At 74.5% G+C, this 12666-nt stretch carries 4 protein-coding genes; 2 read left to right on the forward strand and 2 right to left on the reverse strand.

Going from position 1 to position 12666, the window contains the following annotated elements:
- Window positions 1-311: 311 nt before the first annotated feature.
- Entirely contained in the window at window positions 312-8708 is an 8397-nt protein-coding gene (locus ACFYXM_RS02385) for an SDR family NAD(P)-dependent oxidoreductase (RefSeq protein ID WP_389286087.1), read from the forward strand.
- 237 nt (window positions 8709-8945) lie between these two features.
- Here ACFYXM_RS02385 and ACFYXM_RS02390 read toward each other — a convergent pair whose 3' ends face one another.
- Window positions 8946-10157 (reverse strand): Dyp-type peroxidase, encoded by a 1212-nt coding sequence (locus tag ACFYXM_RS02390; RefSeq protein ID WP_389286088.1) that lies wholly within the window; start codon window positions 10155-10157, stop codon window positions 8946-8948.
- Window positions 10158-10187: 30 nt separating this feature from the next.
- On the opposite strand from ACFYXM_RS02390, the gene ACFYXM_RS02395 reads away from it, so the two are divergent.
- The gene (locus ACFYXM_RS02395; protein ID WP_389286090.1) at window positions 10188-11555 is read left to right on the forward strand and encodes a nitrous oxide reductase family maturation protein NosD; all 1368 of its coding nucleotides are present in this window, start codon (window positions 10188-10190) and stop codon (window positions 11553-11555) included.
- A gap of 10 nt (window positions 11556-11565) precedes the next feature.
- On the opposite strand, the gene ACFYXM_RS02400 is transcribed toward ACFYXM_RS02395, so the two are convergent.
- Window positions 11566-12411, reverse strand: a complete 846-nt coding sequence (locus ACFYXM_RS02400) for a hypothetical protein (RefSeq protein ID WP_389286092.1) — start codon at window positions 12409-12411, stop codon at window positions 11566-11568.
- Between the last annotated feature and the right edge of the window lie 255 nt (window positions 12412-12666).

Here is a 12666-nt window from a genome sequence, read left to right on the forward strand (position 1 = left end):
GGCGCCCCTCCCCCGGTTCCTGGCGCGGACCGGGCCCGGATCAGCCCTGCGAGTGAACAGGTTCCCCCAGGAAGCGCGTCGGGAGGACGCATCTCAGCAGCGCGTCGAGGCCGCGGCGCGCCTGCCCGGTGATCGCGCGACCCGTCCCGCCTGGGGCCCACTCGCGTGGCATCGGCCCGGAAGGGACACCCCTACCGAGAGCCTTTCGGGTGACCGGGAGGGGACCCGAGGCGGTCCACCCGTCGCTGGTGGGGAACCCGGTGAACCGTGCCGCCGTCCTCAACGGCGGGTCGTCTCAAGGAGGTCATGCGGTGGGCACGCACGCCGACATCGTCAAACCATTGCCGGAACTGCTCGGGAACCACGCCCGGCACCTCGGGGACAAGGTCTGTTTCCAGGACCGGCTCACGCGTGTGACCTACCGGGAACTGGAACGGAGGACCGCACGGCTGGCCGGTCACCTGGCAGGACTCGGCCTGGCGCGCGGTGACCGGGTGGCCGTTCTGCTCGGCAACCGTGTCGAGGCGGTCGAGAGCCTGCTCGCCGTCACCCGGGCGAGCGGCGTGGGCGTGCCGCTGGACCCCGGGAACTCGGAGCAGGAGCTGACCCGCTTGCTGGACGGCAGCGGGGCACGCGTGCTCATCACCGATGACGCCTGCCTGACGCGGCGGCGAACGCTGCCGCTGCGCCCCGGACTGACCGTGGTGGTGGCCGAGGGCGGCGACGAGGACGGGGCCGGGAAGTCGCCGTCGTACGCGGACTTCGAGGAGCCGGCGGACGGGACGGGCAAAGCCGGGGGCCGGCCCGACGCGGTCGCGGGCGGCGTTCTGCGGTACGAGGAGTTGGCGGGTACGGAGCCGCGCACGCCGGCCCGGGACGATCTCGCACTGGACGAAGTGGCCTGGCTGCTCTACACGTCGGGCTCCTCCGGTGCTCCCAAAGGCGTCCTGTCCACCCAGCGCAACCGCCTCGCACCGGTCGCGACGGGCCTCGTCGGCGTCCTGGGCCTGTCCGAACGGGACCATGTGCTCTGGCCGTTGCCCCTCCATCACGCGATGAGCCAGGTGGTGTGCCTCCTCGGGGTCACGGCGGTGGGGGCGAGCGCGGTGCTGCTCCCCCGCTTCTCGGTGGCGGGAGTGCTCGGCGAACTGCGCCGTGGGGACGCCTCGTTCACCTTGCTCGGAGGGGTCCCGACCACGTATTCGGCGCTGCTCGACGCGGTCCGGGGCGAGGAGAGCGGCACGGACGGCGGCGGTCTCGGCACCCCCGCGCTGCGGGGTTGCGTCAGCGGTGGCGCCGCGGCGGGGCCCGGGTTCCGTGAGTCCTTCGAGGCGATCTGCCGTGTCCCCTACCTGGAGCACTACGGCAGCACGGAGGCGGGCCCGGTCACCATGCCGGCGCCGGGCGGGGCGACGACGTCCGGGGCGTGCGGCCGGGTGCTGCCCGGCACCCGGGTCCGGGTCGGCGGGGGCCCCGACGGCCGGGACACGGGCGAGGGCGAGCTGTGGGTCAACGGGCCCGGGATCATGGCCGGTTACCACGGCAGGCCGGAGGCCACCGCGGAGGTACTGCGCGAAGGCTGGTTCCGCACGGGTGACCTGGCCAGGATCGATGCCTCCGGCGGACTGACCGTCACCGGCCGGGCGAGTGATCTGATCATTCGAGGCGGGGTGAACATCCATCCCTCGGACGTGGAGGCGGTGCTGCGGCGGCTGCCGGGGGTGGCGGACGCCGCCGTGGCCGGACGCCCGCACCCCGTCTTCGGTGAGGTGCCGGTCGGCTATCTGGTCCCCGAGCCCGGTGGCGAAGTGCTGGACAGGGGGCGCGTCCTCGCCGCCTGCCGTGCGGAACTGTCCGGCTCCAAGGTGCCCGTGGAACTGTTCGAGGTGGAGGGCATTCCCCGTACCACCTCCGGGAAGATCCTGCGGCGGGACCTTGCCGGCCTGCCGGCGCGGGCGCTGGGCGCGGAGGCAGCCGGGAAGCCGCCGGAGGACCTGCCGGCCCTGGTGCGGAGCGAGGTGGCGGCCGTGCTCGGCTGTACGGCTCAGGCGGTGGAGCCGAGCACGGCGCTGCGGGACCTGGGTATGGACTCCCTGACGGCGACCGTGCTGCGGGAGCGGTTGTCGGCGGCGACCGGCCTGCCGCTCTCCGAGGCCGTCGCCTTCGACTTCCCCACGGCCGCCGCGCTCGCCGCCCATCTCGGGGAACGGAACGCAGCGGCCCCGGACGGCAACGGAGCCGTGGACCGGGGTGCGGCCCGGACGGACGACGACCCCGTGGTGATCGTGGGGATGGCATGCCGCTATCCCGGAGACGTGAGCTCTCCCGAGGAACTGTGGCGGCTGGTGGCCGACGGGAGGGACGCCATCGGTCCCTTCCCCACCGACCGGGGCTGGGACACCCGGGCGCTGTACGACCCGGACCCCGGGCGGGCCGGACGGACGTATGTGCGCGAGGGCGGATTCCTCTCCGGTGCGGACCGCTTCGACCCCGGCTTCTTCGGCATCTCTCCCCGCGAGGCATTGGCCATGGACCCGCAGCACCGGCTGCTGCTCGAAGTGGCGTGGGAGGCCTTCGAGCACGCCGGTCTCGTCCCCGGCACCCTGCGCGGCTCGGCGACCGGGGTGTACGTCGGGCTGATGTACAGCGACTACGCCCGCCATCTGACAAGGACGCCCGAGCCCGTCGAGGGGTATCTCGGCCTCGGCAACGCCGGAAGCGTCGCCTCGGGCCGTATCGCCTACACCTTCGGCCTCGAAGGCCCGGCCCTCACCGTGGACACGGCGTGTTCCTCGTCCCTGGTGGCCCTGCATCTGGCGGCCCAGGCGCTGCGCCGGGGTGAGTGCGCCTTCGCGTTGGCCGGCGGCGCCACGGTGATGTCGGGGCCCTCGTCGTTCGTGGAGTTCAGTCGCCAGCGGGCGCTGGCTCCGGACGGCCGCTGCAAGGCGTTCGGCGCGTCCGCCGACGGCACGGGGTGGGCCGAGGGCGCCGGCATGCTGCTGCTGAGCCGGTTGTCCGAGGCGCGCCGCGCGGGACTTCCGGTACTGGCCGTGGTGCGCGGCTCGGCGGTGAACCAGGACGGGGCCAGCAACGGGCTGACCGCACCGCACGGACCGGCACAGCAGCGGGTGATCCGGCAGGCCCTCGTGGAAGCGGGTCTTGCTCCCGGGGACATCGACGCGGTGGAGGCGCACGGCACCGGCACCCGGCTGGGGGACGTCATCGAGGCGGAGGCCTTCTTCGCGACGTACGGGAGCCACGCGCGGCAGCGTCCCCTCCGGCTGGGGTCGGTGAAGTCGAACATCGGTCACACCCAGGCCGCCGCCGGAGTGGCCGGCGTGATCAAGATGGTGCAGGCGATGCGGCACGGCGTGCTGCCGCGTACGCTGCACGCCGACGAGCCGTCTCCCCGCATCGACTGGTCGACGGGACGCATCGCGCTGCTGACCCGGGCGGTGGAGTGGCCCGCGGCGGACCGTCCGCGCCGGGCGGGGGTGTCCTCGTTCGGCATCAGCGGCACCAACGCCCATGTGGTGCTCGAAGAGGCTCCGGACGGCGGGGAGGCCGCAGCGCCGTATGCCGAGGCGGGCGGCGGGACCGGGGCGGTGCCGGAACCCGGGGCGGTGCTGGAGGGTGCGGCACGTCCCGGGCGGGCCGCGGTGGCCTTTGCGGTGTCGGCCAGGAACGTGCCGGGGCTGCGGGCGCAGGCCCAACGGCTGTACGACCACGTGGCCGCCGCCCCTGACGCGTCCCTGGTGGACATCGGGCACTCGCTCGCCACCACACGTGCGGTCTTCGGGCACCGGGCCGTGGTGGTGGCCCGGGACCGTGCCGAGCTGCTCGGATCCCTGCGGGCCGTGGCGGAGACCGCGGAGGCCGGCGACCGGCCCGGAACGCACATGGGCACGTCCCGCCACCACGGACCAGTGGCTCTGCTGTTCACCGGCCAGGGCAGCCAACGCGTCGGCATGGGCCGTGAACTGTACGAGTCGCGGGACCTGCATCCGGCCTTCGCCGGTGCGTTGGACGAGTGCTGTGCCCTGTTCGACACGCTGCTGCCGGTGCCCCTGAGGGACGTGGTGTTCGCCGGACCCGGTACGGAGAGGGGCGCGCTGCTGCGTACGAACCGGTTCGCGCAGCCGGCGCTCTTCGCCCTGGAGACGGCCTTGTTCCGGCAGTTCGAGGCCTGGGGGGTACGCCCCGGCCTGGTGGCCGGGCACTCGGTGGGCGAGGTGACGGCGGCCCATGTCGCCGGGGTGTTGTCCCTCGCGGACGCGTGCACGCTGGTGGCGGCCCGCGGCCGGCTGATGGACGCGCTGCCTCCGGGCGGCGCGATGGCGGCCGTGGCCGCCGGCGCGGACGAGGTGGCCGCCCATCTCGCCGGGACCGGGTGTGCGGTGGAGATCGCCGCGGTCAACGGGCCCGCCTCCGTGGTCGTCTCCGGTGACGAGGCCGCGGTGCGGGAGGTCGCCGCGTACTTCCGTGAGCACGGCCGTTCGGTGACCCCGTTGCGGGTCGGCCATGCCTTCCACTCCGCTCGGATGGAGCCCGTGCTGGCCGACTTCGCGGACGTGGTCCGGCGTCTGTCCTTCGCCGCGCCGCGGCTGCCTCTGATCACCGCCGTCGCGGGCCGGGCGGCCACCGACGAGGAGCTGTGCACACCGGAGTTCTGGGTGGACCATGTCCGCCGTCCGGTCCGCTTCGCCGATTCGGTGGCGCACCTGGGTGAGCGGGGCGCGGCACACTACGTCGAACTGGGGCCGGACGGGGTGCTCACCGGCCTGGTACGGGATTGCCTCGCCGCGTGCGGACCGGCCCCGGCCGACCCGCACGCGGGCGGAGCCGGCGGCGGCGAACGGGGCCCGGCACCGCTGGTCCTGCCGACCCTGCGCGGGGCGCGGCCGGAAGCGGACGCCCTGCTCGGCACGCTGGCCGCGCTGCACGCCCACGGCGTACCCGTCGACTGGCGGGCCGTCTTCGCCGGGCGCGGCGGGCGGCGCGTCGCACTGCCCACGTACGCCTTCCAGCGCCGCCGGTACTGGCTTGAGCCCGCTCCGGGGCTTCCGCCCGTGTCCCCGACGGCCGGGCCCAGCCATCCGTTCCTGCGGTCGTACACCCGCACGGCCGACGACGAGTTGCTGCTGAGCGGGGTGCTCTCGGTGCGCGACCAGCCGTGGCTGGCCGACCATGTGGTGGCCGGGGAGATCCTGCTGCCGGCGACCGCGTTCGTCGAAATGGCCCTCCACGCCGGCGGGTTGGCGGGGGCTGGTGTCCTGGACGAGCTCGTGCTCACCGCGCCGCTGCCCTTGCCCCCGGACGGTGCCGTCGCCTTGCAGGTGAAGGTGGCGGGGGCGGACGAAGCGGGACGGCGGACCGTGCTCTTCCACTCCCGGCCGCACACTCCGGCGGGCGACCGGCCCTGGCTCCGGAACGCCGCCGGCACTCTTTCGCCGGCGCGGCAGCCCGCGGACCGGGGAGCGGCCGCGGCAGGAACCGGCGGCGCGTCCCGGCCGCACGCGTCCTGGCCGCCGGAGGCGGCGACGCCGCTGCATGCCGACGGTCCGGGGACCGGGCCGTACGAGCGGCTGGCCGCCGACGGGCTGCGGTACGGCCCCGCCTTCCAGGGCATGCGCGCCGCCTGGAGGCACGGGGAGGAACTGTACGCCGATGTCGCGCTGCCCGAAGCGGCCCGGGCCCCGCGCCCGGAGGAGGACGGCCCGGAGTTCGTCCTGCATCCCGCACTGCTCGACGCGGCGCTGCACGCCCTGGCCCTCGGCAGTCTCGTCGCGAACGGTTCCGGGACAGCCGGTCCGGCGGCCGGCGGGTTGTCCCTGCCGTTCGCCTTCAGCGGAGTGCGCGTGCACACCGGCCGCGTACGGCGCTTGCGGGTGCGGACGGCCCCCGGGCCCGACGGGCAGGCCGCAGTGGAGCTGACCGACGAGACGGGCTCACCGGTGGCGACGGTCCGTTCGCTGACGCTCCGGCCCCTTCCGCGTACCGGCTCGACGACGGCGGACGTGGTCACCGGTGCTCTCCACCGCACGGACTGGGTGCCGCCGACCGAGCCGTCCGCCCCCGTGGCGATGCCCCGCTGGGGGGTTCTGGGCGCGGCGGGCACACGGCTGGTGGACGCACTCGCGCCCCCGGGTTCCGGCGTTGCGGTGTACCCGGGCCCGGCGGCGTGCGACGCGTCGTCGGCCGTTGTCGTTGCGCCGTGCCCGCTGCCGTCCGACACGGGCGGCGGGACGCAGGACTGGGCCGCCGGGCTGCTGCGGGCGGCGGACTGGGCGCTGGGGCTGGTGCAGGAGTGGCTCGCCGCACCGCACCTGTCCCGCTCCCGTCTCGTCCTCGTGACGTCCGGCGCCGTCCGTACGGCCGACGACGGTTTCCCCGCGGACGGCACCGGTCGCGGGAACGACGGCCGGTCCGGTGAAACAGCGTCCGTACCGTTGCACACACCGGTGTGGGGACTGGTCCGCTCGGCCCTGCGGGAGAACCCGGGCCGCTTCGCCCTGATCGACGTGGACGAAAACCCCGACTCCTGGAGGGCCCTGCCCGCCCTGCTGGCCGCCGCGGCGCCGGAGGCAGCCCTGCGCCGGGGGACGGCGTACCTGCCGAGGCTGGTGCCGGTGGCCAAGGCGGCACCGGAGCCGCGGAAGCGACGGCCACTCGACCCGGAGGGCACCGTCCTGGTCACCGGCGGCACCGGTTCCCTGGGCATGCTGGTGGCGCGGCACCTGGTCGGCGCCCACGGTGTCCGGCATCTGCTGCTCGCCGGCCGACGCGGGCCGGACGCTCCCGGCGCCCGCGAACTCGTCGCGGAGCTGCGTGAGGCGGGTGCCCAGGTGACCGTTCACGCCTGTGACGTCGCGGACCGGACCGCGCTCGCCGCCCTGCTCGACGCGGTACCGGCGGCCCACCCGCTGACCGGCGTCGTGCACTCGGCGGGGGTGCTGGACGACGGCGTCGTCACGGGGCTCACCACCGACCGTCTGAGGCGGGTGCTGCACCCCAAGGCGGACGCCGCCCTCGCTCTGCACGAACTGACCCGCGGACACGACCTGGCCGTGTTCGCCCTGTTCTCCTCGGTCGCGGGTACCTTCGGCTCCGCCGGCCAGGCCAACTACGCCGCGGCCAACTGCGTGCTGGATGCCCTGGCACGGCACCGGAGGCGGCTCGGACTGCCCGGCACGTCGATCGCCTGGGGCCCCTGGCGGCAGAACGACGGCATGATGGCGCACCTCGGCGACGCGGACCGGCAGCGGATGGCCCGCACCGGGTTCGGACCACTCGGGCCGGAAGAGGGCCTGGACCTCTTCGACGCCGCCGTGGCCGGTGACGAACCCGTGGTGGTGGCGGCTCGCCTCGCCCCGTACGCCCTCCGTGGCGGCCCTACGGCGAACCGAATCCGAACGCCCGGTGCCGGCACGGGCGACGGGGGCGGGGACCGAATCGGCCGGACGCCGGCGGCTGCTCCCCCCGGCGAGCGGAGCGAAGCGCTGCTCACCAAGGTCCGGACCCTGGCGGCCCGCGTCCTGGGTCACCAGGAGGTGGCGAGCGAGATCGACGAGGACACGCTGTTGGCGGACCTGGGGCTGGACTCCTTGGCCGCGGTCGATCTGCGCAATGAACTCGCGGCGTGGACGGGGCTGGCACTGCCGTCCACGCTGCTGTTCGACTTCCCTACGCCGCGCGCGCTCGCCGCCGAGCTGACGCGGCGGTACGCCGCCGAGGCACTTCCTGTGGGCGCCGCGTCCGACGACCCGGTGCTGCCTGAGGACGCCGATCCTCCGGGCGCCCCGAACCGACCGGCGGACGACGGCGCGGGGGGCGGTCCGCAGGTGGACGACCGGCCGGGCGTCCGGGCGCGGGCCGTCGACGCACCGCGCCCCGGGGGAGCTCCGGACTCCCTGGGCGCGCTCTTCCGTACGGCATGCGCCCGGGGACAGAACTGGGACGGCATGGCGCTCCTCACCATCGCCGCGCGTCTGCGCCCGGTCTTCGACGGGACCGGGGCGCCCGGTGCGACGCGCGAACCCGTCGTGCTGACGGCGGGCGGCGCGGGGGCGCGGCTGGTCTGCTCCCCCGCGCTCAGCGCGCTCTCCGGACCGCAGGAGTACGCGCGCCTCGGTGCGGGGCTGCGGGGGCTGCGACCGGTTTCCGCACTGCGGCACCCGGGGTTCGAACCCCGAGAGGCTCTGCCCGCCACACTGGACGCTCTCGTCACCGCCCAGGCCACCGCCGTCCGCGCAGCCTCGGCCGAAGGCCGCCCGGTACTGCTGGGGCGGTCGGCCGGTGGCTGGGTGGCGCATGCCGTGGCCGAGCGGCTGGAGTCCGAGGGTGCCGCCCCGTTGGCCGTCGTCCTGGTGGACACCTATCCCCCCGTTCACGGCGACCGGGGTCAGGCGCTGTCCGCGATGACGTCGGACATGCTGCGCCGGGTGGCGGAATTCGCCTCGGCGGAGCCCGACCGGCTCACCGCCATGGCCCGGTACTTCGAGCTCTTCGATGACTGGAAGCCCGCGCCGCTCGCCTGTCCCACCCTGTACGTACGAGCCCGGGACCCGCTGCCCGGCACGGAATCCGCTCCGGACTGGAGCCTGCCGCACGCCGAGGTCACCGTGCCCGGGGACCACTTCACCGTGCTGGAGGAACACGCCCGTACCACCGCACTCGCCATCCACCGATGGCTCGGCGGCCGGGTCTGAGGACGCTCTGGAGAGGAGAAGCACCGCGGCAGTGTGGTGGAGGGGCGGATCTCGGGTTGGAGGTCGTCAGGGGGAGCAGGGAACGTGACGGACTGCTGAGCTACTGACGCCGAACGCTGAACGGGGTCGCCCTCGGGCCGCTCCGGTCCGAGCGGTACGCACGTGCTCCGGTGAGCACTCCCACCGGGGAGACCGGGGTGCGCGCGTTTCGGTGGGAACGAGGAACCGAGGCGGACCTCATGTCCAGAGCTGTTCGCCGAGAGTCCCGCCGGGTGCGGCGCCGGGCAGGACGTAGGCCACGGCCGAGGCCTGGTGCTGGAGGAAGGGGTTGAGGGCGTCGCGGGCGGCCAGACGGTTCTGGACGCGGGTGAACTGGGCGGGGTCGCGCATGAAGGCGCAGAAGAGCAGGCCGCGGTCGGTCGGGCCGTCGTCGTAGCTGTAGCTGCGGCGGAGCATACGGGCGCCGCCGTCGAAGCGGGGGCTGGCGAGACGCACGTGGGCGGTGGCGGGGATGACGTAGGAACCATCGGGGTTCTTGGCGAAGATGTCCGGCTCGTCGTGCTCTGCGGTGCCGCTGAGGGGCACGCCGTCGCGGGCGCGGCGGCCGATCACCTGGTCACGCCGGCTCTCGGGGAGGGCCGCGAAGCCGGTGACGTCCATGCGGATCCGGCGGTAGACCAGAACGGTGCCGTCGCGGTGGTCTCCGGGCGGGCCCCAGACCCACTGCTCGGCCGCCGCACGATCGGGGTTGGCGGTGCCGTCCTTGGAGCCGAACAGGTTGCGCGGGGTGGTGCCCGGGGCCGTGTGCGGCATGAAGCCGGACTGGGTCCAGCGCGGTACGGCGCCGGCCGCGTGCGCGGCCCGGTCGGCGAGCTCGGCGACGACGGTGAGGGTCCAGCGGTCGGCCGCGCACAGTTGGACCAGGAGGTCGCCGTCGCTGCGGTGCGGGTCGAGGCGGTCGCCGGGGAAGGACGGCAACTCGCCGAGCGAGGCGGGGACGTCGAGGCCGAGCCGGGCGGCGAGGGCGGGGCCGATGCCGACCAGGGAGGTGAGCCGGGACGCGCCGCCGCCCTGGAGCCGCGGGTCCGGCGGGGCGTCGGAGGCTGCGGCGGCGAGCGTGCGGGTCAGCGCGCCCAGGACGCCTCGCAGGGTCTTCCGGCCGGTTGCGGCGGAGGTCTGCGGGAGGTCGAAGGAGAGCAGGTGTGTCGCCGGTTGCTGGGGCGCCATGACACCCGCCTGCCGGGCGCCGTGGAAAGGAATCGCGGACTCGGTCGGCGGAGCGCCGGGGGTGGCCCGGCCGGCTGTCCGGTCGCCCCTCGCCAGTTCGTCGGCCGCCGCACCGATCCCGGCGGCGAGCACCACTCCGCCGGCGAGCAGTGCCCGACGCCGCCCGAAACGGGTTGCCGCGGGTCGGGATGAATCCTGCGCATTTCCCTGTTCGGTGGGCATACGCCTATTGGAGACGATAAAACAACTGCCATGCAAATCCTGTCTGCAGAAGGCCTGTTGATGCGTCGGGCGGTCCCGTCGGCGGTGTCCCGGGCGGCGCTGCTTCTGTCGGTGTTGGTCGTCTCGGTCGCGATGGCGGCCACCGGGTGCTCCGGCACGGGGTCGACGTCCTCCGATGCGCGGCATCCGGCGGGGAGCGTGTTGCGCGTTCCGCAGGACTTCCCCTCGGTGCAACAGGCGGTGGACGTCGCTCGTGAGGGCGAGACGGTACTGGTCGGCCCGGGCGTGTACCGGGAGAGCGTACGCGTCACCAAGCCCCGCGTGGTACTGCGCGGAACGGACCGCAACGCGGTGGTCTTCGACGGCGGTGTGCGTCTGGCCAACGGCATCACCGTGACCGGCGCCGGCTCGGTGGTCGAGAACCTCACCGTGCACGGCTACCTCGCCAACGGCGTGCTGTTCACCGGCGTCACCGACGAGCGGTTGCAACGGCGCGGAGCCGGCGGCTCCGCCTACGACCCGCTGGACACCGCCCGCTTCCCCGCCGTCCGGGGCTTCCGCGCGACCCGGGTGACGGCGTACAACAACGGCCTGTACGGCATCTACGCCTTTGACGCGCGCGACGGCGTGATCGAGGACTCCTACGCCTCCGGGCACGCCGACTCGGGTATCTACGTCGGCCAGTGCAAGCCCTGCAACACCGTCGTCCGCGGCAACACGGTGGAGCGCAACGCGGTCGGCATCGAACTGACCAATGCCTCCGACGACCTGTCGGTGCTGGGCAATCTCGTCGCCCGCAACCGAGTTGGCGTCACGGTCAACTCCAACGACCTGGAGGCCCTCGCCCCGCAGCACGGCGCGCTGATCGCGGGCAATGTGGTCGCCGACAACAACGCCGCCGACACGCCGCAGCAGGCGGACGGGGGCTTCGGCATCGGCATCGGCATCGGCGGTGGCACCGGGAACCGCGTACAGCGCAACCTGGTTCAGGGAAACCAGGCGGCCGGGGTGGTCGTCACCGACCCGCCCGGGCATCCGGCGACCGGCAATCGTGTCGAGGGCAATCGCGCCACCGGCAACGGCATCGACCTCGTGCTGGCCTCGGCCGATCCCGGCAACTGTTTCGCGGGCAACCGGCCCACCACCCAGAGCCCGGACGGCCTGGAGCGTCGCGCGGGCTGCGGCACCCGCGGCCGGGGCGGGCCGACCACCGGCCGGACGGCGCCGGTGCAGGCGCCCCCCGGCATCCCGTTCAGCCAGGTGCCGGCCCCGCCCGCCCAGCCGTCCATGCCGGACCCGACTGCCCCCGGCAGCCCGGCCACCGGCCTGCCGGGGGCAGTCGACGCGGCCGCGTACCCGCTGCCGAAGAACGGGAACACCGTGCCGCGCTCGCGCTGAGAACGCTGCGTCAGCCGGTTTCCCACGGTGTCTCGGGAAGCTTCGCGCGCCCGTCGCGTCCGGAGAACTCCACGGTGGTCGGAGTCCCCAGGCCCGAGATCCGCATCGTCACCCGCCGCAGGCCGCCGTCGGCGTCGACCCAGTACGTCAGCGGAGACCGTCCGCCGTCCTGCCCCGCACCGGGCGTGGCGCCCTGGGCGCGCGGCCCGGCGAACCGGTCGTAGCCGCGGCCGTCGATGCGCTCACTCTCCAGCCAACGAGCTCCGGACTGTGCGAGCAGCAGCGGGTTGTCGGGACGGTCCGCGCCGAGCTCGATCAGCAACCGGAGCCCGGCGTCCAGGGGATCGGTCGTGTAGGAGCGCGCGGACCAGCCCGAGCGCGGGATGTGCTCGGCCTGCTGCCAGGGCGGGCTGTTGTCGCCCTCCCGCGCGGGGGCCAGGCCGAGGCCGCCGGTGTCCCAGACGATCAGGCCGTGGTCGATCCGCCCGGCCGCGGGCCCGGCGGATCCGGAGAGCCTGGAGGGTCCGGAGTCCCCGGTGGAACCGGTGACCTGGTAACTCCCCACGGCCCTGTGGGTCCGGTAGTCCACGACCCCCTTGACCCGCACCACCACTCCGCCGCCCTCGGTGGCGGTGAGGGTCACCGCCACGGGACTGGCCTGGTACAGGTTCAGCCGCGACAGTGCCAGCCTGGACGCCTCCTCCATCGTCACCGGCCGCTCGGTGGTGTCGTCGGAGAGGCTCCGGTAGGCGGCCAGGCCGCCCGCTGCGGCGCCGCACGCCGCGAGCGCGATCAGTGTTCTGAACCAGCGGGTCCGACGCGGCGTACGGCCGCTGGTCTTCCTCTTCCGAGCCATGCAGTCGCTTTCTCTCGTCGGTCGGTCACGCAGGAGGGCGGGTTCGCGAACCGCTGGCCCGCGAACCCGCCCGATCCGGCCCCGGAGGGCTACCGGTACCGGTAGCCCTCCGGGGCCGGGCCCTGTCTTCCGACTGCCGTCGTTCGGCCAAAGGCCGGGGCGCGCGGGGGCGGGGGCTCGGCCGCGATCACACCGCAGGACAGCACAGCGAAGACCAGGGCCACCCCGACGCCGCACCAGACAAGTGTCCACAGG

The sequence above is a fragment of the Streptomyces sp. NPDC002476 genome (assembly GCF_042889785.1).
In the GTDB taxonomy this organism is placed as follows: Bacteria; Actinomycetota; Actinomycetes; order Streptomycetales; family Streptomycetaceae; genus Streptomyces.

Excerpts from the sequence above, each read along its gene's own strand:
- ACFYXM_RS02390 (WP_389286088.1), bottom strand. The coding sequence starts at position 10,157 with ATGCCCACCGAACAGGGAAATGCGCAGGATTCATCCCGACCCGCGGCA.
- ACFYXM_RS02395 (WP_389286090.1), top strand. The coding sequence starts at position 10,188 with ATGCAAATCCTGTCTGCAGAAGGCCTGTTGATGCGTCGGGCGGTCCCG.
- ACFYXM_RS02400 (WP_389286092.1), bottom strand. The coding sequence starts at position 12,411 with ATGGCTCGGAAGAGGAAGACCAGCGGCCGTACGCCGCGTCGGACCCGC.